Origin of the sequence: Rheinheimera metallidurans (assembly GCF_036983985.1) — a bacterium.
GTDB classification, from domain to species: domain Bacteria; phylum Pseudomonadota; class Gammaproteobacteria; order Enterobacterales; family Alteromonadaceae; genus Alishewanella; species Alishewanella metallidurans.
In genome coordinates this window covers 430872-455367 of record NZ_JALAHQ010000001.1, presented here as the reverse complement: position 1 = coordinate 455367, position 24496 = coordinate 430872, and the positions used below count along the sequence as shown (strand labels likewise).

Below are 24496 nucleotides of genomic sequence, written 5' to 3'. Positions count from 1 at the left end.
ATGGCCCGCTTTAGCGTTATATGCCTGCTGTTTAGTAGTATATTACTAAGCAGCTGCGGCTTTCATTTGCGCGGCGATTTACCGCTAAGCCACTTCTCGGCAATGTATATTCAAAGCCAACGCCACTCTGAGCTTGCCGCATTGCTCAGCGCAAGGCTAGAGTATAATAAAGTACAATTACTTGAAAGCTATCAAAAGTCGGCGCCAATGCTTCATCTAATTAACGACACATTAGAGCGCCGTACGCTGTCATTGTTTTCAAATGGGCAGGTTGCCGAGTACGAACTGATTTACAAAGTACGCTACGCGCTAACCATGCCTGACGGTGAGCCCTCAGAGTATCAGTTTGAGCTATTTCGCGATTATCAGGACGACCCAAATCAAGCATTGGCTAAAGCTAAAGAGTTAGATCTTATGCTTGACGAGCTACGCCAGCAAGCCGCGAACCGCATTATGCGCCAGCTGGCTCGACTGCACTAATGCAAGAACAGGCTTGCTGATGCAAAAACTGTACGCAAATCAGCTACCGGCGCACTTAAACAGCTCTCTAGCCCCCTGTTACCTGCTATTTGGTGATGAACCACTGCAAAAGCTTGAAGCTATCGACGCGATTCGCGCCGCGGCAAAACAACAAGGCTATGCCGAGCGCATCAGTTTAACAGCCGATGCGCAATTTGATTGGCAAGAGCTAAGTAATGAGCTCCAAGCCATGTCGCTATTTGCCGAGCGTCGTCTGATTGAACTTGAGCTGGCACAGCAAAAGCTGTCACCTGCAGCTAATGAACAACTAAAAGCGCTACCTCAGCAATTACACAGCGATATTATTTTGCTTATTCACGGCGACCGCAGCCACAGTGAAGTCAGTAAGCTAGCGTGGTTTAAACAATTACAAACCAACGCGGTGCAAGTACCTATATACCCACTGGATGAACGCCAAAGTCAGCAATGGCTGCGCGACCGTGCGCGGCTGTTACAATTGCAGCTAAGTAGCGATGCCTTAACCTTATTACAGCAACACTGCGCCGGTAACTTATTAGCTGCGAGGCAAGAGCTAGAAAAACTAGCGCTGGCTAATATGCCTCAGCCATTAGATGCTAATGCATTAAACACATTTTTGGCTGATTATTCTAACTTTACTGTATTTCAACTTGTGGATGTAATTTTACAAGGTCAAGCAGACGACGCATTGCACCGCTTACATCGATTATGTCAGCAAGATACTGAACCGGTTATTATTGCGTGGCAGTTACAAAAAGAAGTATTGCAGTTACGTCAGTTACAGCTGGCCATACAGCTACAACAAAACCCCAATGATCTATACAAAAGCATGGCAATTTGGCCTAAACGCCAACCGCTATACCAAGCGGCACTAAAACGCTTATCATTGAACTGGCTCGACTATTTATTACAAGAGCTAGCAGCATTTGACCGCTTGTATAAAAGTGGCCAGCTAAGTAATGCAGAAGTTGCACTGGCGCATTTAGTTACGTTGTTTATTAAACCTGTGCCTAAGGTATTCTCACTGCAACAACAGGCCAGTTATGATTAAGCATATCGGTATTTTAGGTGGCACCTTTGATCCAGTACACTATGGCCACATAAGTTGTGCCAACTATGTACAACAACACTGCGGGTTAGATGAGGTGCGCTTAATGCCTTGCCATCTGCCCGCACACCGCGAGACACCTGGGGTTAGCGCTGAACAACGCGCAGTCATGGTAAAACTGGCTATTCAGCTTTATCCAAAACTACAACTAGAACGGCTAGAACTAGATAAACATAGCCCCTCTTATACGATCGACAGCTTAAAGCTACTAACGGCAAATGAGCCTAACAGTCAGTTCTACTTTATTATTGGTATGGACTCGTTATGCTATTTTCGGCAATGGAAAGACTGGCAAAACATTCTTCAATACGCACACCTTCTAGTATGTGAACGGCCTGGCTATAGCGCAGATGACGGCGACGCACCATTTATGCTTAGTCACTATGGGGTTACAGATATTAAGTTACAGCGCCAAGCTAAAGCTGGCTGTATTTTAGTACTGAAAAATCCGCTAGCCGATATCAGTGCTAGTGAAATCCGCCAGCAGCTTCGTCAGCCATCGCTCAACATTACTAGCCTTTGCACAAAAACTTTAGATCCTGCTGTATTGAACTATATTCAAACACAACAACTCTATCAGGCGTAAGAGCTATCTACTGGCTTAAACTATGCTAAAATGCCGCTTTTTTAACTCGCAGAGGAATTAGGGTGCAAACAACCGAGCTGGTAAGCTTTATTCAGGACAAAATTGACGACATGAAAGGCCGTGATATCATAACCTTAGATGTTCGGGGTAAATCAAGTGTTACTGACTTTATGATCGTGTGCTCAGGCACATCTAACCGCCATACACGATCTATTGCTGACTATATTGCAGCTGAAGTCAAAAAAGCGGGCATTGAAACGCTAGGTATCGAAGGTCAAGGCTCAGGTGAATGGGTATTACTCGATCTAGATGATGTCGTAGTGCACGTAATGCTAGAAGAGAGCCGCAATTTTTATCAATTGGAAAAACTGTGGAGTGCCTAAGCCAGTATGAAGTTAATACTGATTGCTGTTGGCAGTAAAATGCCGGCGTGGGTGCAAAGCGGCTATGACGAATATGCTCGCCGCTTTCCGCGCGATATGCCGCTGGAACTAATAGAAGTTCCGGCCGGAAAACGCGGTAAAAATGCCGACATTAAGCGCATTTTAGAGCAAGAAGGCGAAAAAATGTTGGCTGCCGTACCACGAGGTAGCAGAATAGTGACGCTAGAAGTCACCGGTGAAACGTGGAGCAGCCCCCAGCTATCAACTAAATTAACAGACTGGCTGCGTGACGGTAGAGATGTGTGCTTATTAGTTGGCGGCCCTGAGGGCCTTGCGCCAGCGTGTATTGCGGCAAGTGAAGCTAAGTGGTCATTATCAGCCCTAACATTACCACATCCACTGGTTCGCGTGGTATTGGCAGAAAGCCTCTATCGCGCTTGGAGCATTTGCACTAATCACCCTTATCATCGCGAGTAAAGATGTTAAAAAAGCGCGTAGCCATTCAAGACTTTGCTGCCGAAGCCCGACTGTTTAATCACAGAGCGGTAGTTGCAATGCTAGTCGTGGTACTGCTTTTTTGTATCATTATTTTTAACCAATACCAGCTGCAAATTGTATCTTATCAAGATTATCAAACCCGCTCTGAAGACAACCGTATTAAAGTCGTCCCCATGGCGCCTAATCGCGGCCTTATTTTTGACCGCAGCGGTATTTTACTCGCCGAAAACCGGCCGGTATTTTCACTAGAACTAGTACCCGAACAAATTAAGGATATGCCGTCAACGCTTGCCGCCATCGCAGAGTTGATTGAACTTAATCCGGAGCAAACCGCTTCATTTTTAAAGCAAGTTAAAGCCCAGCGTCGCTTTAATAGCATTGCGTTAAAAGAACAACTTAATGATACCGAAGTTGCCATAATAGCGGCCAACCAACATCGTTTTCCGGGGGTGTCGGTTGAAGCCCGCTTAAGCCGCCACTATCCATTTGGCAACTTATTTACCCACGCATTGGGGTATATTGGCAAAATAAACGTGCGTGAGTTACAACAACTTGAAGCTGACGGCGAAGCACCGAACTACGCCGCTAGCCGGGACATTGGTAAAATTGGCCTAGAGCGTTTTTATCAGCGAGAACTGCACGGCACCATGGGATATCAAGAGGTTGAAGTAAATAACCGCGGTCGCTTAATTAGGGTATTGCGCTCGGTGCCTGCGATATCCGGCAAAAACATTCATTTGGGTTTAGATGTCGGTTTGCAGCTTACTGCGCAGCAAGTACTTAAAACACAACGAGGAGCTATTGTTGCCATGGATCCGCGCGATGGCGCAGTACTGGCGTTTTACAGTAACCCAAGTTATGACCCTAATTTGTTTGTGCTTGGTATCAGCTCAACTAACTATAACGAATTACTCCACTCTCGCGATCGACCGCTGATTAACCGAGTAACCCAAGGCACTTACCCACCAGCATCCACCATTAAGCCGCATCTCGCATTACTTGGTTTAGAAACTAATACCATTACGCCCACAACCAAAATTTGGGATCCAGGTTATTTTATGCTACCCAACGTTGACCATCGTTATCGCGACCACCTACGCTGGGGTCATGGTTGGGTTGATCTTTACATAGCCATTACCAAAAGTTGTGATACCTTTTTTTATGAGTTAGGGGTTAAGTTAGGCATAGATCGTATTTCTGATTACATGGGTAAAATGGGTTTTGGCGAAAAAACAGGCGTTGATATTCTAGAAGAAAGTAGTGGCATTATGCCATCGCGAGGTTGGAAACGCGCTAAACATAACCAGCCATGGTATCAAGGCGATACAGTACCACTAAGTATTGGCCAAAGTTACTGGACTACAACGCCATTGCAACTGGCCGTTGCTACCTCAGTGATATTAAACCACGGCGAGCGGCCAACGCCTCATCTTGTTACCGCCTTTAGTGATGAACAAGCTAAAGTACCAAACTTGCCTGATTTAACCCCAGTTATAGAAGTGGTGAACATAAAAAATTGGCAGGTAACTATGGATACCATGCATCGTACGGTAAAAGAATTAGGTGGCTCAGCCCATAAAGCTTTTATTGGCAGTACCTATGATGCTGCCGGCAAAACCGGTACTGCGCAATTAGCCGCTATTGCCCAAGATGCAAAATATGATGCCAATGCCATTGATGAACGCTTACGAGATAATGCAATGTTTATTGGTTATGCGCCCTTTGATAACCCCACTGTTGTTATCGCGGTTGCCCTAGAAAACGCCGGTGGCGGTGGTAGTAATGCCGCGCCTATTGCTCGTCACATATTAGATTATTATTTTTCTGCTGGAGTAAACAGCAATGACTAAGCTGTTTGATAATTCCGCCCGACAAAGTACATTAACGCAATTTCATATTGACGGGCCCCTGGTACTGGGTCTGCTAGCATTAGTGAGTTTTGGTTTAGTTATTCTTTATAGTGCATCTGGTCAAAATATCGCCATGATGCAAGGGCAAATAATTCGACTGGGTATCGCAATGGCGGTAATGATTGCCTTAGCACAAATTAAACCGCAAACACTCAGGCGCTGGTCAATGCCGTTATTTCTTGCCGGCTTAGCTTTATTAGTCGCGGTATTAATGGTTGGTCACATTGGTAAAGGCGCACAGCGCTGGTTAGACTTAGGCTTTATGAAGTTTCAGCCGTCAGAAATAATGAAATTAGCCGTGCCTATGGCTGTAGCTTGGTTTATTGCCACACATAGCCTACCACCGAAAATTTGGCACTTAGTCGTTGGCGTTATAATGTGTGCCGCGCCTACACTACTTATTGCCGTTCAGCCCGATCTCGGCACCTCAATCCTTATTGCCACTGCAGGTGTATTTGTCTTGTTTATGTCAGGTATGAGCTGGCATATTATCATTTTTGTTGCCTGCATTATTTCGGCTTTTTTACCGGTGCTGTGGATCTTTTTGATGCACGATTATCAACGTCAACGCGTACTGACCTTTCTTAATCCAGAGAGTGATCCACTGGGTTCTGGCTATCATATTATTCAGTCAAAAATTGCTATAGGCTCAGGCGGTTTAGACGGTAAAGGTTACTTGCAAGGCACTCAGTCGCAATTAGAGTTTTTACCTGAGCGCCATACCGACTTTATTTTTGCCGTAATTAGTGAAGAACTTGGTTTACTTGGCGTGTTAGTGTTATTAGCTTTGTATTTATTTATTATTTACCGTTGTATGGTTATTTCTAGCCAAGCTCAAGATAATTACAGTAAATTAGTTGCCGGCAGCTTTACACTAACGTTTTTTGTCTATGTTTTTGTTAACATAGGTATGGTATCGGGTTTATTACCTGTGGTTGGCGTGCCCTTGCCGTTAGTAAGTTATGGCGGCACTTCAATGGTAACGCTAATGGCTGCATTTGGTATCATTATGTCGCTAGGCACTCATAAACGTATATTGGCAGCACCCTAATGAAATATCTTGTTATAACCCTAGTTAGCCTTTTTATACTGACCGCTTGTAGTAGCACACGCCAACCGTCGGTAACCAGTGCGCCAGAACCTAACGCTGGGCGTTATCAGCAAAACAAAGACAGTATTCCGCAGCGTTTACCCACTTTATTAGAAATGACCGATCCTACACCACTAGCTGAACCATTAAGCCGTGGAGGTAACAAACCGTACAATTTGTTTGGCCAAGATTACAGCCCGCTAATTAGCGCCACGGCACATGATGAAGTTGGTATGGCTTCGTGGTATGGCAATAAATTTCATGGTCACCTGACGTCAAATGGTGAAACCTACAACATGTTTGCCATGAGCGCCGCTCACAAAACCTTGCCTCTGCCCTCTTATGTTAAGGTGACTAACTTAGATAATAACAAAACGGCTATTGTCAGAGTTAATGACCGCGGGCCGTTTCATCGCGATCGCGTGATTGATTTATCTTACTCAGCGGCAAATAAACTCGGCATGTTACAACTAGGTACAGCCAGAGTTAAGCTAGAACTGTTACAATCACCAGCTATGTTGGCGCAAGCAACTAAGCCAGAACAATGTTTTATTCAAGTTTTTGCCAGTTCAGACAGTGCTAAATTAAACAAATTACGACAACAGTTGCATCAACAACAGGCATTACCTACAGAGATTAAGCCCGCCAGTGGAATTTTCCGCCTGTTGGTTGGTCCTACTACGGACAAACAGCAAGCTCAGCGTTGGCTTAATCAATTAAGAGCGGGTAGTTTCCCGTCAGCTTATTTTGCTGACAGCACACTGTGCAGTTAATCGCTGTATTAACCATCATTATCAATAAAATATAAGAACAGGTCTCATGAATAGTTATTGCCATATTTTCTCTGCCGCCGCCCTTACTTTTGCTAGTATTAGCCTAACTGCCCAAGCACAAACTATCTTGCCTTCTGCGCCTGAAGTTGCCGCTAAAGGGCACATACTTGTCGATTTTGATACAGGTAAGGTATTAGCAGAAAATAATGCAGATATGTCATTAGCCCCAGCTAGTTTAACTAAAATGATGACTAGCTATGTTATTGGTACAGAGCTGAAAAAGGGCAATATTACTAACGCCGACATGGTTACTATTAGCGAAAATGCGTGGGCGAAGAATTTCCCTGGTTCATCGCTGATGTTTATTGAAGTCGGTACCCAAGTTTCAGTCGCTGATTTAAACAAAGGCATTATCATTCAATCGGGTAACGATGCTTGCGTCGCCATGGCAGAACATATTGCTGGTAGCGAAAGTGCCTTTGTTGACTTAATGAATGCTCATGCTCAACGTTTAGGCATGCACAACAGCCGCTTTGGTAATGCACATGGCTTACCTAGTGCGGAAAACTTTTCTACACCACGCGATATGGCGCTATTATCAGCGGCATTAATCCGTGACGTGCCCGACGAATACGCCATCTATTCAGAAAAAGAGTTTACCTACAATAAAATTAAACAATACAACCGTAACTCACTATTATGGGATCGCAGCCTAGAAGTGGACGGCATTAAAACTGGCCATACTGACGAAGCAGGTTTTAGCTTAATTACCTCGGCCAAACGTGACGGCATGCGTTTAATCTCAGTAGTTATGGGTACCAGCAACGAGCGCGCACGCCAAACCGAAAATAAAAAGTTACTCACTTACGGCTTTCGCTTCTTTGAAACCATTGTGCCTTACGCTGCAGGTAAAGAGTTTGCTGAACAGCAAATTTGGAAAGGGAAGCAAGATAAAATCAAGCTAGGTATTTTACAAGACGCACAGGTAACCATAGCCCGCGGTCAGAGCAAAAACTTACAAACAGATTTCACCTTGAATCAACAACTGATTGCCCCCATCAATAAAGGGCAACAGGTTGGCACTGTGTATTTAAAACTTAACGGTGAAGATATTGCTACCTACCCTTTAGTCGCGCTTGAAGATGCAGCTGAAGGCGGCTTTTTCAGCCGAATGATTGATTCGATTAAAATGCAGTTTAATTAGTAAATCTGTAGGTTAACGTATCAAGTCCCGGCAATGTTCGGGACTTTTTGTTACAATAAACGCGGATGTAATAGCCCCGCGATAGTGAGATAGCCATGGCGCATGAAGTAAAAGACACTAAGTTTGATGAATATCTTGAGTTTCCTTGCTCATTTAACTTTAAAATTCTCGGTGTGGCTCACGAAAATCTCGTCGACCACATAATGACGGTTGTGCGTCAGCACACTGATGCGGGTGATTACAGCCCCATCGTCAAACCTAGTAGTAAAGGTAATTATCACTCAGTTACAGTAAATGTTACTGTTACCAGCAAACATCATATTGAACTGCTGTACACTGAACTTGGCAAAATAGAACTGGTGCGTTACGTACTCTAAGGTAGTACCACCTGCAGTGCCATTCGTATTATCGTGATAAAACGGTATAATACCGCGCATTTTAAATACGCCGGATCCTAGATGAACGCAGTTTCAGACATAGCCGACCAGCTTGTAGTACGAGAGCTTGGCGTACAAGACTACACTACGGTGTGGCAAGCCATGCAGCAGTTTACCGATCAGCGTAACGCTACCACGCTAGATCAGCTCTGGTTATTAGAGCATTATCCAGTGTTTACCCAAGGCCAAGCCGGTAAAGAAGAGCACCTGCTGTTTCCTGGCGATATTCCTGTGGTTAAGGTAGACCGAGGCGGTCAAGTAACCTATCACGGCCCAGGTCAGCTTGTGGTGTATGTGTTGCTGGATTTAAAACGTCGTAATTTAGGCGTACGCCAATTAGTCACTATGCTTGAGCAAGTACTAATCCAACTATTATTGCCATACGGTATTCTCGCCTATGCCAAAGCAGACGCCCCAGGCGTATACGTTGATGAGGCTAAAATAGCCTCACTAGGCCTTAGAGTACGCAAAGGCTGTACGTTTCATGGCTTAGCATTAAACGTAAATATGGATTTAACGCCATTTTCTCGCATTAACCCTTGTGGTTATGCCGGTATGCAAATGGTACAGAGTAAAGATTTAGGCGGCCCGCAAAATATTGCCGAGGCCAAACAGCAAATAGTGCAGTGTTTTTTGCAGCAATTGAATGTCGCAACACCGCAGCACACAACAGGGTTAGACTGGCAAAATGACTAAAACTGCACGCATGGAACCTGGCGTTAAACTGCGCGACGCTGAAAAAATGGCGCTTATTCCAATAAAAGTATTGCCAACAGAGCCTGAGCAAATGCTGCGCAAGCCAGAGTGGCTGAAAATTAAACTGCCAAAAAGTTCTGAACGTATTGATCAGATCAAGGGCGCATTACGCAAACACGGCCTGCATTCGGTATGCGAAGAAGCGGCCTGCCCAAACCTGACCGAATGTTTTAATCACGGTACGGCCACCTTTATGATTTTGGGTGCTATTTGCACCCGCCGCTGCCCGTTTTGTGACGTTGCTCATGGCCGTCCATTACCGCCTAGCGCAGAAGAGCCAGAAAAACTTGCATTAACTATCCGTGATATGAAGTTAAAATACGTAGTTATTACTTCAGTAGATCGTGACGATCTGCGCGACGGTGGTGCCCAGCATTTTGCTGATTGTATTAGTGAAATTCGCCAACACAGCCCACAGATTAAAATTGAAGTGTTAGTACCCGATTTTCGCGGCCGGATGGATACGGCATTAGACATACTAACGCAAACACCGCCGGACGTGTTTAACCATAACCTAGAAACCGCGCCACGCTTATACAAGCTGGCACGGCCAGGTGCCGACTATAAGTGGTCGCTACAACTATTAAAGCGCTTTAAAGCCGCGCACCCGCAAGTGTCTACCAAGTCGGGTTTAATGGTAGGTTTAGGTGAAACTACTGAAGAGCTAATTGAAGTGCTAAAAGACTTGCGTGAGCACGACGTTGATATGCTTACCGTAGGCCAGTACCTGCAGCCGAGTAAACACCACTTACCCGTTAAGCGTTATATGCCACCGGCAGAGTTTGATGAAATAAAACGTATTGCTTATGAGCTAGGCTTTAAACACGTCGCCAGTGGCCCATTTGTGCGCTCAAGCTACCACGCCGATCGCCAAGCGGCTGGTGAAGATATTAGTTAAGTAACATCAGTTTGCGCTTCCCGTAGCGGCTGTTCTTTTTACTGAAAGCCGCTATTCTTCTTATAGTGTTATAGGAGATGCAATGAACAACAGACGTTTTAGCCGGGTAAATTTTAAGGGCAAGGCTCATCTTGATATCGGTAACCAAAGCTTGGTAACCGATGTATTAGATCTCTCGTTAAAAGGCGCACTTGTTACGAAACCCAGCAACTGGCCAACTGACGTAGCTTCATTGCTCCAGTTACGTATTCAACTTGAAGATTTCCCTATAGAGCTAGCCATGACCGTTAGTGTTGCGCATATGTCAGACAGTTTGATTGGCTTGCACTGTGAAAAAATAGATATTGATAGCGTATCGCATTTACGTCGCTTGTTAGAGCTTAATCTTGGTGATGCCGACTTACTAAGTCGCGAATTATCCGAGTTAACCGAGCATCAATAATGGCTTCAGTTAAAGCGCTAATGCTTGGGTTGCATCGGCATAGCCCATGGCTGAGGCTTGTTGCATAAACTGCTGCCACTGTGGCCAATTTTGTTGCTGCCGTGCCAAATAAGCAAAGTAATACTGCACTGGCATTAATTGCTCAGGCTGAGCAATAGCCTTCTTGGCTAACTGGAAATACAGATCTGGTAGTTCTAGTTCATAAAATCGCATAACATTTGCCTGACTAACCACTCGATACGCCTGTAACGGCGTAACCTGACAACTGTCTACTGCGGTTAACGTAATGTCCTCAGGTGTTAGCTGCCATTGCTGTAAATAACCAGTCACGTCATTGCCAATAATAACATTCGGATAAATGACACCCAGCTGACAGACCTGCTGCGCATTGCGTGCGGCTAGTTGGTACTCATCGACAAAACCTAATATATGCATAAATTCATGGCGTAACAGCGCTAAGCTAGCATTATCGGGTAACTGCACTATACCGTTGTTATAGCCTGCTTTACCACGCCCAGCAATGACCAGTAATTGGCTAAATGTGCCCTTTGCTACTAGTGAATTCAGCACATTATACTGACACTGTATTAGGCTATCGCTATCCTCTGTACACGCAAGTTCTGTACTATTTACCGTATAAACAGATAAAAAACACACCGGTAATTGTGATAACTGTCTATCTTGCTGCCATTGCTGTAACAGCCGCTGCCAGGTATCTGCGCCCAGTTGCTGACTGATTACTGGCTGCAGTGTTAATTGACAGCCTTGTGCATGCTTAAAACCGCTAACTAACGGTTGATGTTCGGCCCACAACCCTAATGTTGCGCGCTGTGCGTCACTTACAGCCGATATGGCAATAGCGTTAGCATCTAATTGCTGCTGCAGCCATTGCGCGCTAGCAAGCCGTCCTTGCACACGCTGTTGCAACTGTAGCGCATGTTCTAGGGCCGCGTTATTACCAAGTAACGCCGCCTGACGAAACCAATACAAAGCCTCATTGTATTGCGCGGTGGCTAAACGCTGATTCGCCAGCTGCATCGCTGCTGCGGGTTCGTGTAATGCGCGTTGTATTAACTCAGCTTGGCTGTCGGTATTTGGCTGACAGCTTGTTAATAATACAAAAGCAAAAAAGCCGATAAATCGGCTTTTTAATACTCTCTTGAACACTAGTTTAGGGTTCATCGTATTCTTGATCAGGACCAACTTCACCGCGTAAACGCGCCATTTCTAACCTAGCATAGCGGTGCTCAACAAACTCGAATACGTTGGTGGCTAACACTCGTTTATAATAACTAAGCGCTTGTTCTGGCCGATTTTGGCTTTCATGCCATTTGGCGAGATAAAAATACACTTCGCACAAACGTTCAGCCAAAACCTGGGCACTGGATAAATCTTGCCGTACCGAATCAAGCAAAGCCTGTTCCGTTATATCACCGTTAAAAAAGCGAACAATTTGAGTTGACCATTCTGCAGGATCCAACGCAGCTAAATTTTCACTTAATCGTGCTTTAGCTCCAACAGTCGATAATTCACTTTGCGCTAAATATAACCAAATAACACGGTATGCATCGCTAGGTTTTAACGCTAGAAAACGCTCAAAGTCGCCTTGTGCCAGTTCTGTTTTATCTGCGTAATACAGCGCAATACCGCGATTTAAGTAAGCAAACTCATGCTCAGGTGCCAGTTCAAGCACCGAGTCAAAAGCTTCAAACGCGGAATTAAATTCGCGATTAACGGTATAGTGTATACCAACGAAATTATAGGCGTCGGCTAAATCAGGTTTTAAACGTAACGCACGCAAAAAATCTAATCTTGCTAAGGTGTTTAAACCAACGCTGTCGTACATAACACCACGGTCATAATACAACTGAGCAGACTGCTCTTCGGTTAATTCAGCTCGATATAAAATTTCACTTAAACGTGCAATAGCAAGTTCAGTGCGAGGCGAGACCATCAGTGGCTCTGGTATAAGCCAAGCAGCTTGTGAAGTCGGCTGTGAAGCACAGCCGCCAAGCATAAGCGTAAGTAGCGCCAAAGGCGCTACCTGACGTAATAGCCGATTAGGCATTATCTTCAACATTTGTAGACTCAGTAGCCGGTTTCGCAGTCGCTTCTTTGATACTTAAGCGGACACGGCCCTGCTTGTCGACTTCAAGAACTTTAACCGCCACTTTCTGGCCAACAGTTAAATGCTCAGATACGTTGTTCACGCGCTCGTCAGAGATTTGTGAAATATGTACCAAACCATCTTTACCTGGCAGTACGTTAACAAAAGCACCGAAATCAACGATACGAACTACTTCGCCTTGATAAATTGTACCAACTTCGATCTCTGCGGTAATAGCGTTGATCTTGTCGATAGCAATTTGTGCGGCTTTAGCAGTAGTAGCGGCAATTTTGATACTACCGTCGTCTTCTAGCTCAATTGTCGTGCCTGATTCTTCTGTGATTTGACGAATAACCGCGCCACCTTTACCGATAACTTCACGGATTTTTTCCGGGTTAATCTTCATGGTGTAAATACGTGGTGCGTATTCTGACATTTCTTCACGGTGACCGCTGATTGCCTGGTCCATCACGTTCAAAATATGCAAACGTGCAGCTTTAGCCTGTTTAAGGGCGGTTTGCATAATTTCTTGGGTAATGCCGTCAATTTTAATGTCCATTTGCAGTGCAGTAATACCTTCGGTAGTACCCGCCACTTTAAAGTCCATATCACCTAAGTGATCTTCATCACCTAAAATGTCTGACAGAATAACGTAATCGTCACCTTCTTTTACTAAGCCCATAGCAATACCGGCTACAGAGGCTTTAATTGGCACACCTGCGTCCATTAACGCTAGTGATGCACCACAAACAGACGCCATAGAGCTTGAACCGTTTGACTCAGTAATTTCTGCAACGATACGTACTGTGTAAGGGAAGTCGTTAAACTCTGGCATTACCGCTTGCACACCACGCTTAGCTAAACGGCCATGACCAATTTCGCGACGCTTAGGTGAGCCTATCATACCGGTTTCACCAACGGAGTACGGAGGGAAGTTATAATGCAGCATAAAGGTATCAGTTTTTGCACTTAACAGATCATCTACTGTCTGTGCATCACGCGCGGTACCTAAAGTTGCAGTAACTAATGCCTGAGTTTCACCGCGGGTAAACAGTGCTGAACCGTGTGTACGTGGCAGCACGCCGGTCATTACACTTAAACCACGGATCATTTCTGGATCACGCCCGTCAATACGCGGTTCACCTTTAGTAATACGACCGCGCACTACTTTTGATTCTAAATTATGGAAAATCTCACCAACATCTGATGTATTTAAACGCTCATCTTCGGCTAAAGTTTCAGTTAACTTAGCTATCAATGCGGTTTTAATTTCACCAATACGTTCATAACGCTTAGCTTTTTCTGTAATACGATACGCATCACCTAAATCAGCAGTGGCTAAGGCTTCAATTTTTTCAATTAAAGCGGCATTTTTTACCGGAGCTTGCCAATTCCAAGCTGGTTTCGCCGCTTCTGCAGCAAATTCATTAATTACGTTAATTGCAACTTGCATCTGTTCGTGGCCATAAACCACCGCACCTAGCATAATGTCTTCTGATAACACTTCGGCTTCAGATTCAACCATTAATACTGCTGTTGAAGTACCTGCAACCACTAAGTCTAACTTAGACGTTTTTAATTCATCTTCAGATGGGTTTAATACGTACTGGCCATTAATATAACCTACGCGCGCCGCGCCAATAGGGCCGCTAAACGGAATACCCGAAATGGCAAGGGCCGCAGATGCACCAATTAATGCCACGATATCTGGCTGAATTTCTGGCTGCACTGACACAACCGTTGCCACTACCTGAACTTCGTTAATAAAGCCTTCAGGAAACAACGGACGAATTGGTCGGTCGATCAGACGTGCAATTAAGGTTTCGCCTTCAGATGGACGGCCTTCACGTTTGAAGAAGCCACCTGGAATGCGACCTGCTGCATACATTTTTTCTTGATAATTTACCGTTAATGGGAAGAAGTCTTGACCTGGTTTAGGTTCTCTCTTACCCACTACCGTTACTAAAACTGACGTGTCACCCAAGCTAGCTAGCACCGCGGCATCTGCCTGACGAGCAATTACGCCGGTTTCAATAGTGAATGTGTGTTGGCCGAATGGGAATGATTTTACGATAGGAGTCACGTGTTTGTTTCCTTTACTTAATCGCCTAATTGCGATGTCATTTTTGTCGTTTAATACGTTACTAGTATACTCTGTAACCAAAGTGGAAAGATAGTTCAGTCAATCGTTAACTTTGGATAAAAAAATAATCTTATCTATAAAAAAAGGGGCTTAAAGCCCCTTTTTTACTGAATGCGAATTAACGGCGTAAGCCTAAACGCTCAATCAGTGTTGCGTAGCGGCTCTGGTCTTTACCTTTTAAGTAATCCAGTAACTTACGACGCTGGCTAACCATGCGCAACAAACCACGACGTGAGTGGAAGTCATGCTTATGTTCAGCAAAGTGACCTTGTAAATGGTTGATAGATGCAGTTAACAGAGCAACTTGAACTTCTGGTGAACCAGTATCACCTGGTTTAACAGCATAATCAGCAACAATTTTTGCTTTATCAGCAACGCTTAAAGACATATGAAACTCCAAATCTGAGTGAACTAAAGTAAGGGAATTGCCGATCACTCATCCAGCAAGCCCAAAAATCGCGGATATAATAGCATTATACTCGCTTTTTACAATACGTTTCTATTACCGCCTACAACTTCGCGGCATTACTACTCTGGCTGCTACTATTAACACTAACCGTGTTCAGTAGACGCCTTGAGCTCAGCACGCCCTGCTCTATTTGGCCAATACCAAAAAAACTATCGTCAGGACCATGCAATTTTATTACTGTCACATCCTCAACAGCTAGTTCACAGCTTTGACCATGCTGTAACCGATGTTGCTGCGCAGCACTAAGCTGTAACTTGGGCATAGACACAATACCTGCATCCATCGGCAGCAATAGGTTATCCATAGCTAAAAAATCACCGGTTTGATGGCAAGGTTCGGCTAACGCATCTAATTGCTCTGGGGTAATCATTTGCTTTGCGTGAAAAGGGCCGACCTGAGTACGATGTAATTTAGCCACATGCGCACCACAACCTAAGGCTTCGCCAAGATCGTCAATTAGAGTGCGAATATAGGTACCTTTTGAACAGTGCACGATAAAGTCCGCACTGCTGCCATGCAAAGCCAATAACTCAAAACGAAAAATACTGATGGGACGCGCTTCACGCGGCACTTCAATACCTTGCCTTGCGTAACGGTATAATGGTTGGCCTTGATACTTAAGCGCAGAAAACATGGTTGGCACCTGCATAATGTCACCGCGAAAAGCTTGCATCGCCTGTTCTAAATCATGCAGATTAAAGTTTACTGGTTTTTCACTAATAACTTCGCCTTCACTATCACTAGTGGTGGTGCGCACACCAAATGCCGCCGAAACAAAATAGGTTTTATCGGTATCAAGTAAAAACTGGCTAAATTTTGTCGCCTCACCAAAACATATTGGTAGCAAACCAGATGCCATCGGATCTAGCGCACCAGTATGTCCCGCTTTTTGCGCCTGATATAACCAGCGCACACGCTGCAATATGCCGTTACTACTGACTTCTAACGGCTTATCTAACAACAAAATACCGTTGACCACTCGGGCATTTTTACGTGCCATTAGTTTTTAGGCTCTTCGCTATCAGTAGTTGTATCAGTATCCTGCTCAGTAACGTCATCTGCATCACTTACTACAGCATCTAGTTCTTGGCCAGAATCTAAACGGCGACGGTCATCATCACGGCGCGCCTCAGCAACTAAGCTAGCCATGCGAATTCCTTCATTTAACGATGCATCATGGGCAAAACGAATATTTGGCACAATACGAGCCTGAATACGTTTACCAATTAACTTTCGCACAAAACCGGACGCTTCATTTAATAGCTTAAGGTTATCTTCAACCATATCATCGGCTAAGCCTAAAAAAGTAACAAATACTTTGGCATGCGATAAATCGCGTGATACTTCAACGTCAGATACCGTGATCATGCTATGCAAGCGCGGATCTTTAATTTCACGTTGTAGGATCATCGCCATTTCTTTTTTCATTTGTTGCGACAGTCTATCGACTCGCGAGAATTCTTTACCCATATCATTTACTTCCATTATCTTTGTCAGACGAAACAGGGGCGCTAGGCCCCTGTTTTATTGTTACTTGCCTGTACTTACAGTGTTCGTTCAACCTGAATAACTTCAAACACTTCGATCTGGTCGCCTGCGCGCACGTCGTTGTAGTTCTTCACGCCGATACCACATTCAAAACCGTTACGCACTTCACTAACGTCATCTTTAAAGCGACGCAGTGATTCAAGTTCACCTTCGTATATCACTACGTTGTCACGCAGTACGCGAATTGGTGCGTTACGCTTAATCAAACCTTCCGTAACCATACAACCAGCTACTGCACCAAACTTAGGAGACTTAAATACATCACGTACCTGAGCTAAACCTATGATCTGTTGTTTAAATTCAGGTGCTAACATGCCGGTCATAGCCGCGCGTACTTCATCTAACAGCTCATAAATGATGCCGTAATAGCGTAAATCTAAGCCTTCGTCGTCTATTATCTTACGAGCTGAAGCGTCCGCACGAACGTTAAAGCCGATTACGATAGCTGATGATGCTGCTGCCAGTGTTGCGTCAGTTTCAGTAATACCACCTACGCCACTACCAACAATTTTCACTTTTACTTCATCAGTAGACAGTGTCATTAATGATTCAATAATAGCTTCTACTGAACCCTGCACATCTGCTTTAAGTACGATATTAAGTTCTGATACATCACCTTCAGTCATATTGGCAAACATATTTTCCAATTTAGACTTCTGTTGACGGGCCAGTTTAACATCGCGGAATTTACCCTGACGATACAGTGCTACTTCACGGGCTTTACGCTCGTCTTTTACTACCGTAACTTCATCACCCGCTTGCGGACAACCTGATAAACCCAAAATTTCTACTGGAATAGACGGGCCTGCCGTTTTAACTTCTTTACCGTTTTCATCGCGCATTGCACGAACACGGCCATACTCGAAACCACACAGAACGATTTCGCCCTGCTTTAATGTGCCTTCTTGGATCAGAATAGAAGCTACTGGACCACGGCCTTTATCTAGACGCGATTCAATAACGACACCACGTGCTAAACCTTCTTTAACCGCCGTTAACTCTAACAACTCAGCTTGGTTTAGAATGGCTTCTAACAGCTCATCAATACCCTCGCCTGTTCTGGCTGATACCGGCACAAACTGCGTGTCGCCACCCCATTCTTCAGAGATAACTCCGTATTGAGATAACTCATTACGAACCCGATCTGGATCGGCTTCTGGCTTATCCATTTTGGTTACTGCAACGACTAAAGCAACACCGGCCGCTTTAGCATGCTGAATAGCTTCTTTAGTTTGTGGCATTACACCATCGTCAGATGCCACAACCAGAATAACGATATCCGTTGCCTTGGCACCACGAGCTCGCATTGAGGTAAACGCAGCGTGACCTGGTGTATCAAGGAAGGTAACCATACCGCGTTCAGTTTCTACGTGGTAGGCACCAATATGCTGGGTAATACCACCAGCTTCACCGGCGGCAACTTTTGCTTTACGAATGTAGTCAAGTAACGAGGTTTTACCATGGTCAACGTGACCCATTACGGTAACTACTGGTGCACGTGGCTCTAACGCGCCTTCACCTTCACGAGCTGACATTACTGCCTCTTCTAGCTCGTTTTCTTTAGTTAACGTAACTTTATGGCCCATCTCTTCACAAACAATGGCCGCGGTTTCTTGGTCAATAACTTGGTTAATAGTCGCCATGGCGCCCATTTTCATCATTACTTTAATTACTTCAGACGCTTTAACCGCCATTTTCGACGCTAGCTCAGCAACCGTAATGGTTTCACCAATTTTCACTTCGCGCTCAACCGGTTGCGCTGGCTTGTTAAAGCCATGCTGCATACTGGTAGGTGTTTTCTTTTTCTTTACATGACGATTAGCGCGGTTAAAGGCTTCTTTGTCATTAGCATCATCTTTCTTTTTGCCTTTGACAACTGGGGCTTTTTTACCTGCACCACGACGACCTGCACGCTCTTCTTTGGCGTCAACTTCGTCTTCTGCCTGTTTAGCAAATTCGTTACTGGTTAAATGATAATCATCAGTATCAGCAGGTTTGGCTTTTTCTTCTTGCGCCCAACGCTCACCGTTTTCTTCAGCTAATTTACGTGCTGCTTCAGCTTGCTTAGCTGCTTCTTCTTCTAGCTTACGCAATGCTTCGGCTTCTTGCTGTTGGCGAATGTAATCGGCTTCTTTACGTGCTTCTTCTTTCGCTGCACGGCGTGCTGCTTCTTCAGGATCGTCTTTTAACAACTGAGCCTGTTTTGCTTCTTCACGACGCTTCGCTTCAACTGCTTTACGTTCAGCTTCTTCTTTGGCTTTTGTTGCAGCAATTTCTTTAGCTTTACGATCAGTTTCTTGACGTGCATGATCAGCTTCAGCTTGCGCTTTTTCTTCGGCTAAACGCGCTTCTTCTTGCGCTTTTAGCGTAGCTTCATCAACCATTGGTTTTTTCACGTAAGTTTTTTGCTTACGCACTTCTACCTGAATTTCACGATTACGACCTGCGCCGCTAGATACACTTAACGTGGTTTTTTCTTTACGCTGCAATGTTAAACGCGCTGGCTCTGCAGTAGTTCCGCCATGTTGCGCACTTAAATGCTCAAGCAACGATTTTTTCTCGCCTTCACTGACCATTTGTCCGGCTGCTTTACTGATACCGGCATCAGCAAATTGCTGTACTAACCGTTCAACAGTAGTACCGACATCACTGGCTAGCTTTTCTATAGTGACTTCTGCCATTTGTGTTGTTACCTCCGTTGACTACTTATTTTCTTCGCTAAACCAGACAATGTTACGGGCAGCCATAATCAAGTCGGCGGCTTGTTGTTCCGACATAGTGGCAATTTCCAGTAAATCATCTACACCCAGCTCAGCTAGGTCGTCTAACGTTGTTACCCCTTTACTGGCTAATACATAGGCCATATGGGTATCTAATTCTTCTAGCGCTAATAGCGCTTCACTTGGTTTCGCATTGCCTAATGATTCTTCACTGGCAAGTGCACGCGTCGTTAATACCGCTTTGGCACGACTACGCAACAGCTCTACGGTTGCTTCGTCCAGACCGTCGATGGTTAATAGCTCGCTAATCGGCACATATGCAACCTCTTCTAACGAAGAGAAACCTTCATCTACTAATACATCAGCAAAATCTTCATCAATTTCTAAGCCGTCCATAAAGATCTGACGAACGCGATCTGATTCTTCCTGATGTTTTTGTTTCATGGCTGATAACGACATAACGTTAAGTTCCCAGCCGGTTAACTGGCTAGCTAAACGCACGTTTTGGCCATTACGACCAATTGCCATGGCAAGGTTTGAGTCTTCGACTGCGATATCCATTGAATGCGCATCTTCATCAACAATGATTGATGCGACTTCAGCTGGGGCCATCGCGTTTATTACATATTGCGCATCGTTATCGTCGTATAACACGATATCAACACGTTCGCCGGCTAACTCATTTGATACAGCCTGTACCCGCGAGCCACGCATACCAACACACGCACCAACTGGGTCAATGCGACGATCGTTACTTTTCACCGCTACTTTCGCCCGCGCACCCGGATCACGTGCAGCGCCACGCAACTCGATCATTTCTTCGCCAATTTCCGGCACTTCAATGCGGAATAGCTCAAGCAACATTTCAGGACGTGAACGGCTTAAAAATAGCTGAGCGCCACGTGCTTCTGGTTTCACTTCGTACAACAACGCACGAATACGGTCACCTGGACGGTACGTTTCACGCGGTAACATTTCTTCGCGGCCTAACATCGCTTCAGCATTGTTGCCTAAATCGACAATGATACTGTCACGGTTTACTTTTTTAACCACGCCAATAACTAGCTCACCAACTTGATCAATATAGGCTTCTACTACTTGTGAACGCTCGGCTTCACGTACTTTTTGTACGATAACTTGCTTTGCCATTTGCGTAGTAATACGGTCGAACTCTATTGAGTCAATTGGCTCTTCGTAATAATCACCAATTTTTACTGTAGGGTCATCATACTGCGCTGCCGATAAGGTCATTTCGCGGTATGGGTGCTCTTGCACCTGATCGTCAGGAATAATCTGCCAACGACGGAAGGTTTCATAAGAGCCAGTTTTACGATCAATGTTAACCCGGACTTCAATGTCGCCTTCATTTTTTTTCTTTGTGGCCGCTGCTAATGCATATTCCAAAGCCTGAAAAATTTTCTCCCTAGGGACTGACTTTTCGTTTGAAACTGCATCAACAACTAATAATATTTCTTTTGCCATTGTGTGTTGCCTCGCTTTGCCCCGATACCTTAAAAAACGGGTACCACGTTTGCTTTGTCTACGTTATCCATCAGCAAACGATAGGGTTTGCCATCTACTTCCACTATCAACATATCGTCTTCAATAGCTGTTAGTACACCTTTAAACTTGCGCCGACCATCCTGCGGAATAGCCAGTTTTACTTCTATCTTCTGCCCTACCACTGCAACAAAATGTGCAGGAGTGAACAAAGGTCGATCCAAACCTGGTGATGACACTTCCAGCAGGTATTCGTTGGTAATAGGATCTTCCACATCTAAAATCGCGCTAACTTCGCGGCTTACCCGTGCACAATCATCCACGTTTACGCCATCAGCATGATCAATGTACAGCCGTAATGTTGAATGACGGCCAGCCTGAACCAGCTCTAGCCCCAATAACTCAAAGCCTACCGCTTCAATTGTTGGCAACAATAGCTCTGTCAAATTCTGTTCTTGCTTGTTCAACATGACCTCCAAAACATTTACTTTACTCAGACTTTGGCTGCAGCAAAGCAAATAAAAAAAGGGCCCGTAGCCCATTACTGCGTAAAACTGAGTCTGCAGATACGAAAACGCCCCGAACTAGCGGGGCGAATGGGCATCTAATCAGTTAACATATCGCCAATGTTAGCTGAAAAACTTAATACTTACTAAGGTACTACTAGTAAATTGGTTGCGGGAGCCGGATTTGAACCGACGACCTTCGGGTTATGAGCCCGACGAGCTACCAGGCTGCTCCATCCCGCGTCCGTAATTCGCGCTTATTATATAGCGCTGACTGGTTAATCGCAAGCTTTGCCGGAGCTAACTGCTGATTATATTTGGTGCCGAGAGCGGGACTTGAACCCGCACGTCCTAGGACACTACCCCCTCAAGATAGCGTGTCTACCAATTTCACCACCTCGGCTGAATTTAGTTAACTTAGTTTCCTACAGGGATATCGCTAGCGTCATCTTTCTTCTGCTCAATCTGCTCGGTTACCGGTGCAGACATATCATCCCATGTGCTAACGCCTTTGCTATGGCTAGTACTGTAGTTGCCAAGCACAATACTTAACACAAAGAAAATAGTGGCCAAAATAGTAGTGGTTTTAGTTAAAAAGTTACCAGTACCTGATGAGCCAAATACGGTAGCTGATGCACCTGCACCAAAAGCTGCACCCATATCAGCACCTTTACCGTGCTGAATTAAAATGAGGCCAACTAACGCCATTGCAACTAACAAATAAACTACTATAAAAATTTCGTACATGCTTATTCCTTTGCACCTTGTGTAACTGCAAGGCAAATTTGCGCAAATTCTGCCGGTTTTAGGCTAGCGCCACCAACCAGAGCACCGTCTATGTCGGCTTGCTGAAATAGTGCTGCACAGTTTCCTGCATTAACACTACCGCCGTATAATATTTTAGCCCTTACTGCAGACTGTGTATCGTATTGCGCCAGATGTTGCCTAATAAAAGCGTGGGTAGCCTGTGCCTGTTCTGGCGTGGCCGACTCACCTGTGCCTATGGCCCATATTGGCTCGTACGCAATCACTGATTTTGCCAGTAATTCGGGCTGCGAAGCATACACTGCATCTAATTGCTGTGCAAGAACCTGCTCAGTTTTTTCTTGTTGGCGCTGCGCTAAGGTTTCACCGATACAAAGTATGGGTATTAAGCCCGCCGCAACCGCTCGTTTTAACTTCGCGGCAACTAACGCGTCATCTTCGTTGTTCAGGGTGCGGCGTTCTGAGTGGCCAACAATAACATAGTGTGCGCCGGCTTCTTGCAGCAATTCAGCGCTGAGCTCACCGGTATATGCGCCACTAACTTCGTGGCTTAATGTTTGGCCACCTAAGGCAAAAGAAGATACTTGAGAAAAGCGTGGTAACAGCGTTGCCGGCGGGCACACAACGATAGTTAAATTAGTCGGTGGCAGTTCAGACAGTGCTGCGCTCATCTGTTGAACTAACGCCGTTGAACCGTGCATTTTCCAATTAGCAGCAATCAGTGGTGTACGTTGCATGAAAACTATCCCCATTATTTAACGGGCGCGATAGTAACGAACCGCGCCAAGTCAAACAAGCCTTATTGGCTTAATTAGCCATTTAACTGGCTATTTTCACCGCGGCAGCAATCTGCTCGGCATACTCTCGCACCAACACAGCGTCTTCACCTTCAACCATAACTCGGATCAGTGGCTCGGTGCCGCTTTTACGAATTAATACTCGGCCACCGCCATTTAACTTGGCTTCTACATCAGCAATTACCTGTTTTACATGCTGCTTCTCTAAGGGCGCGGTGCCCTTTTCAAACTTCACGTTTACCAGTACTTGCGGCATTTTATGCATGCCTTGGCTAAACTCGGCCAGCGACATATTAGCTTCGATCATCGCAGTTAGTACCTGCAATGACGCAATAATACCGTCGCCGGTGCACGTGTGGTCTAAATTCAACACGTGCCCTGAGTTTTCACCGCCGATGCGCCAATTGTTCTCACGCAACAATTCCATAACATAGCGATCGCCAACGGCACTGCGGGCAAAGGGAATGCCTAACTGCTTAAGCGCAACCTCTAAGCCAAGGTTGCTCATTAGCGTACCGACTACGCCGCCCTGCAGCTTATTTTGCGCTTGCGCTGCGCGGGCAATAATATAAACAATTTCATCGCCATCAATAACCCGCCCTGTATGATCAACCATCATTACTCGGTCGCCATCACCATCGTAAGCAATACCTAAGTTAGCACCTTGTTCAACCACGGTTTTTTCTAGTAATGCGGTATGAGTAGCACCACAATCAGCATTAATATTAATGCCATTTGGGCTAGCGCCTATCAATACAACATCAGCGCCCAGCTCTCTAAATACGGCAGGTGCAATGTGATAAGTAGCGCCATGAGCACAATCAATAACAATTTTCATACCACTTAACGATAAATGGTTTGGCAAGTGGCTTTTACAAAACTCGATATAACGGCCAGCGGCATCTTCAATACGCTCAGCTTTACCAAGCTTTTCTGAAGGCTCACACACCATAGGTTGCTCTAGCTCATATTCAATAGCCAACTCAACTTCGTCCGGTAATTTGGTACCGTCAGCCGAGAAAAACTTAATACCGTTGTCATAATAAGGATTATGCGACGCACTAATGACGATACCCGCTTCAGCGCGAAAGGTGCGCGTCAAATAAGCCACGGCTGGCGTTGGCATAGGGCCAAGCAAGCGCACGTTAATACCTGCTGCAATTAGGCCGGCTTCTAGCGCGGTTTCCAGCAAATAACCAGAAATACGCGTATCTTTACCGATCAACACTTTACGTGTTCCCAGCTGCGATAGCACCCGACCTGCGGCCCACCCTAATTTCATGGCAAATTCTGGTGTGATCGGAAAATCACCCACTTTGCCGCGTACACCATCGGTGCCAAAATATTTTCTGCTCATC

General features: G+C 45.1%; 25 protein-coding genes and 2 tRNA genes. 13 read left to right on the top strand and 14 right to left on the bottom strand.

The window, feature by feature from the left end:
* The 13 genes from MN199_RS02155 (at position 1) to MN199_RS02095 (ending at position 10583) form a co-directional block, all read left to right on the top strand.
* Positions 1-480, top strand: coding sequence for an LPS-assembly lipoprotein LptE (locus tag MN199_RS02155; RefSeq protein WP_132581887.1), 480 nt, complete (start codon positions 1-3; stop codon positions 478-480).
* A gap of 19 nt (positions 481-499) precedes the next feature.
* Positions 500-1549 (top strand): DNA polymerase III subunit delta, encoded by a 1050-nt coding sequence (gene holA / locus MN199_RS02150; RefSeq protein WP_335738277.1) that lies wholly within the window; start codon positions 500-502, stop codon positions 1547-1549.
* The gene (gene nadD, locus MN199_RS02145; RefSeq protein ID WP_132581883.1) at positions 1542-2192 is read left to right on the top strand and encodes a nicotinate-nucleotide adenylyltransferase; all 651 of its coding nucleotides are present in this window, start codon (positions 1542-1544) and stop codon (positions 2190-2192) included. Before holA ends, nadD begins: the two co-directional genes overlap by 8 nt.
* Before the next feature lie 77 nt (positions 2193-2269).
* Positions 2270-2575 (top strand): ribosome silencing factor, encoded by a 306-nt coding sequence (gene rsfS / locus MN199_RS02140; protein WP_418338071.1) that lies wholly within the window; start codon positions 2270-2272, stop codon positions 2573-2575.
* A gap of 6 nt (positions 2576-2581) precedes the next feature.
* Positions 2582-3052, top strand: coding sequence for a 23S rRNA (pseudouridine(1915)-N(3))-methyltransferase RlmH (gene rlmH / locus MN199_RS02135; protein ID WP_335738275.1), 471 nt, complete (start codon positions 2582-2584; stop codon positions 3050-3052).
* Between the two features lie 2 nt (positions 3053-3054).
* Entirely contained in the window at positions 3055-4923 is a 1869-nt protein-coding gene (mrdA, locus tag MN199_RS02130; protein WP_335738274.1) for a penicillin-binding protein 2, read from the top strand.
* Entirely contained in the window at positions 4916-6034 is a 1119-nt protein-coding gene (rodA, locus tag MN199_RS02125; protein WP_335738273.1) for a rod shape-determining protein RodA, read from the top strand. Before mrdA ends, rodA begins: the two co-directional genes overlap by 8 nt.
* Entirely contained in the window at positions 6034-6846 is an 813-nt protein-coding gene (locus MN199_RS02120) for a septal ring lytic transglycosylase RlpA family protein (protein ID WP_335738272.1), read from the top strand. Before rodA ends, MN199_RS02120 begins: the two co-directional genes overlap by 1 nt.
* A 46-nt stretch (positions 6847-6892) precedes the next feature.
* Positions 6893-8050 carry a serine hydrolase gene (locus MN199_RS02115; protein WP_132581873.1) on the top strand — a complete coding sequence of 386 codons (1158 nt, stop codon included), beginning with the start codon at positions 6893-6895 and terminating at the stop codon, positions 8048-8050.
* A 95-nt stretch (positions 8051-8145) separates the two neighbouring features.
* Positions 8146-8427 (top strand): DUF493 family protein YbeD, encoded by a 282-nt coding sequence (gene ybeD, locus MN199_RS02110; RefSeq protein WP_132581871.1) that lies wholly within the window; start codon positions 8146-8148, stop codon positions 8425-8427.
* 81 nt (positions 8428-8508) lie between these two features.
* Entirely contained in the window at positions 8509-9183 is a 675-nt protein-coding gene (lipB, locus tag MN199_RS02105) for a lipoyl(octanoyl) transferase LipB (protein ID WP_335738271.1), read from the top strand.
* Complete coding sequence (gene lipA / locus MN199_RS02100; protein ID WP_335738270.1) at positions 9176-10141, top strand: lipoyl synthase; 966 nt, start codon at positions 9176-9178, stop codon at positions 10139-10141. The genes lipB and lipA overlap by 8 nt, the downstream gene beginning before the upstream one ends.
* 82 nt (positions 10142-10223) lie before the next feature.
* Positions 10224-10583 (top strand): PilZ domain-containing protein, encoded by a 360-nt coding sequence (locus MN199_RS02095; protein WP_335738269.1) that lies wholly within the window; start codon positions 10224-10226, stop codon positions 10581-10583.
* Between the two features lie 9 nt (positions 10584-10592).
* Here MN199_RS02095 and MN199_RS02090 read toward each other — a convergent pair whose 3' ends face one another.
* The 14 genes from MN199_RS02090 to glmM form a co-directional block, all read right to left on the bottom strand.
* Positions 10593-11765: a hypothetical protein gene (locus MN199_RS02090; protein ID WP_335738268.1), complete on the bottom strand. Its 1173-nt coding sequence runs from the start codon at positions 11763-11765 to the stop codon at positions 10593-10595.
* Positions 11755-12663 carry a lipoprotein NlpI gene (nlpI, locus tag MN199_RS02085; RefSeq protein ID WP_207903135.1) on the bottom strand — a complete coding sequence of 303 codons (909 nt, stop codon included), beginning with the start codon at positions 12661-12663 and terminating at the stop codon, positions 11755-11757. Before nlpI ends, MN199_RS02090 begins: the two co-directional genes overlap by 11 nt.
* Complete coding sequence (gene pnp / locus MN199_RS02080; protein ID WP_132581861.1) at positions 12644-14773, bottom strand: polyribonucleotide nucleotidyltransferase; 2130 nt, start codon at positions 14771-14773, stop codon at positions 12644-12646. Before pnp ends, nlpI begins: the two co-directional genes overlap by 20 nt.
* Positions 14774-14951: 178 nt before the next feature.
* Positions 14952-15221 (bottom strand): 30S ribosomal protein S15, encoded by a 270-nt coding sequence (gene rpsO, locus MN199_RS02075; protein ID WP_335738267.1) that lies wholly within the window; start codon positions 15219-15221, stop codon positions 14952-14954.
* Between the two features lie 121 nt (positions 15222-15342).
* Positions 15343-16302, bottom strand: a complete 960-nt coding sequence (truB, locus tag MN199_RS02070) for a tRNA pseudouridine(55) synthase TruB (RefSeq protein ID WP_132581857.1) — start codon at positions 16300-16302, stop codon at positions 15343-15345.
* Positions 16302-16787 (bottom strand): 30S ribosome-binding factor RbfA, encoded by a 486-nt coding sequence (gene rbfA / locus MN199_RS02065; RefSeq protein ID WP_335738266.1) that lies wholly within the window; start codon positions 16785-16787, stop codon positions 16302-16304. Before rbfA ends, truB begins: the two co-directional genes overlap by 1 nt.
* 59 nt (positions 16788-16846) lie before the next feature.
* Positions 16847-19531 (bottom strand): translation initiation factor IF-2, encoded by a 2685-nt coding sequence (gene infB, locus MN199_RS02060; protein ID WP_335738265.1) that lies wholly within the window; start codon positions 19529-19531, stop codon positions 16847-16849.
* Between the two features lie 21 nt (positions 19532-19552).
* Complete coding sequence (gene nusA, locus MN199_RS02055) at positions 19553-21052, bottom strand: transcription termination factor NusA (protein ID WP_335738264.1); 1500 nt, start codon at positions 21050-21052, stop codon at positions 19553-19555.
* 29 nt (positions 21053-21081) lie between these two features.
* On the bottom strand, positions 21082-21540 hold the full coding sequence (rimP, locus tag MN199_RS02050) for a ribosome maturation factor RimP (protein ID WP_207903134.1): 459 nt from the start codon (positions 21538-21540) through the stop codon (positions 21082-21084).
* Between the two features lie 202 nt (positions 21541-21742).
* Positions 21743-21819 (bottom strand) — tRNA-Met (locus tag MN199_RS02045).
* A gap of 75 nt (positions 21820-21894) precedes the next feature.
* Positions 21895-21979, bottom strand: a tRNA-Leu gene (locus tag MN199_RS02040).
* 14 nt (positions 21980-21993) lie between these two features.
* Entirely contained in the window at positions 21994-22323 is a 330-nt protein-coding gene (gene secG, locus MN199_RS02035) for a preprotein translocase subunit SecG (RefSeq protein WP_132581851.1), read from the bottom strand.
* A gap of 2 nt (positions 22324-22325) precedes the next feature.
* Positions 22326-23078: a triose-phosphate isomerase gene (gene tpiA / locus MN199_RS02030; RefSeq protein ID WP_335738263.1), complete on the bottom strand. Its 753-nt coding sequence runs from the start codon at positions 23076-23078 to the stop codon at positions 22326-22328.
* A gap of 82 nt (positions 23079-23160) precedes the next feature.
* Positions 23161-24495: a phosphoglucosamine mutase gene (gene glmM / locus MN199_RS02025; RefSeq protein WP_335738262.1), complete on the bottom strand. Its 1335-nt coding sequence runs from the start codon at positions 24493-24495 to the stop codon at positions 23161-23163.
* Between the last annotated feature and the right edge of the window lies 1 nt (position 24496).

Excerpts from the sequence above, each read along its gene's own strand:
- MN199_RS02155 (WP_132581887.1), top strand. The coding sequence starts at position 1 with ATGGCCCGCTTTAGCGTTATATGCCTGCTGTTTAGTAGTATATTACTA.
- holA (WP_335738277.1), top strand. The coding sequence starts at position 500 with ATGCAAAAACTGTACGCAAATCAGCTACCGGCGCACTTAAACAGCTCT.
- nadD (WP_132581883.1), top strand. The coding sequence starts at position 1,542 with ATGATTAAGCATATCGGTATTTTAGGTGGCACCTTTGATCCAGTACAC.
- rlmH (WP_335738275.1), top strand. The coding sequence starts at position 2,582 with ATGAAGTTAATACTGATTGCTGTTGGCAGTAAAATGCCGGCGTGGGTG.
- mrdA (WP_335738274.1), top strand. The coding sequence starts at position 3,055 with ATGTTAAAAAAGCGCGTAGCCATTCAAGACTTTGCTGCCGAAGCCCGA.
- rodA (WP_335738273.1), top strand. The coding sequence starts at position 4,916 with ATGACTAAGCTGTTTGATAATTCCGCCCGACAAAGTACATTAACGCAA.
- MN199_RS02120 (WP_335738272.1), top strand. The coding sequence starts at position 6,034 with ATGAAATATCTTGTTATAACCCTAGTTAGCCTTTTTATACTGACCGCT.
- MN199_RS02115 (WP_132581873.1), top strand. The coding sequence starts at position 6,893 with ATGAATAGTTATTGCCATATTTTCTCTGCCGCCGCCCTTACTTTTGCT.
- ybeD (WP_132581871.1), top strand. The coding sequence starts at position 8,146 with ATGGCGCATGAAGTAAAAGACACTAAGTTTGATGAATATCTTGAGTTT.
- lipB (WP_335738271.1), top strand. The coding sequence starts at position 8,509 with ATGAACGCAGTTTCAGACATAGCCGACCAGCTTGTAGTACGAGAGCTT.
- lipA (WP_335738270.1), top strand. The coding sequence starts at position 9,176 with ATGACTAAAACTGCACGCATGGAACCTGGCGTTAAACTGCGCGACGCT.
- MN199_RS02095 (WP_335738269.1), top strand. The coding sequence starts at position 10,224 with ATGAACAACAGACGTTTTAGCCGGGTAAATTTTAAGGGCAAGGCTCAT.
- MN199_RS02090 (WP_335738268.1), bottom strand. The coding sequence starts at position 11,765 with ATGAACCCTAAACTAGTGTTCAAGAGAGTATTAAAAAGCCGATTTATC.
- nlpI (WP_207903135.1), bottom strand. The coding sequence starts at position 12,663 with ATGTTGAAGATAATGCCTAATCGGCTATTACGTCAGGTAGCGCCTTTG.
- rpsO (WP_335738267.1), bottom strand. The coding sequence starts at position 15,221 with ATGTCTTTAAGCGTTGCTGATAAAGCAAAAATTGTTGCTGATTATGCT.
- truB (WP_132581857.1), bottom strand. The coding sequence starts at position 16,302 with ATGGCACGTAAAAATGCCCGAGTGGTCAACGGTATTTTGTTGTTAGAT.
- rbfA (WP_335738266.1), bottom strand. The coding sequence starts at position 16,787 with ATGGAAGTAAATGATATGGGTAAAGAATTCTCGCGAGTCGATAGACTG.
- infB (WP_335738265.1), bottom strand. The coding sequence starts at position 19,531 with ATGGCAGAAGTCACTATAGAAAAGCTAGCCAGTGATGTCGGTACTACT.
- nusA (WP_335738264.1), bottom strand. The coding sequence starts at position 21,052 with ATGGCAAAAGAAATATTATTAGTTGTTGATGCAGTTTCAAACGAAAAG.
- rimP (WP_207903134.1), bottom strand. The coding sequence starts at position 21,540 with ATGTTGAACAAGCAAGAACAGAATTTGACAGAGCTATTGTTGCCAACA.
- secG (WP_132581851.1), bottom strand. The coding sequence starts at position 22,323 with ATGTACGAAATTTTTATAGTAGTTTATTTGTTAGTTGCAATGGCGTTA.
- tpiA (WP_335738263.1), bottom strand. The coding sequence starts at position 23,078 with ATGCAACGTACACCACTGATTGCTGCTAATTGGAAAATGCACGGTTCA.
- glmM (WP_335738262.1), bottom strand. The coding sequence starts at position 24,495 with ATGAGCAGAAAATATTTTGGCACCGATGGTGTACGCGGCAAAGTGGGT.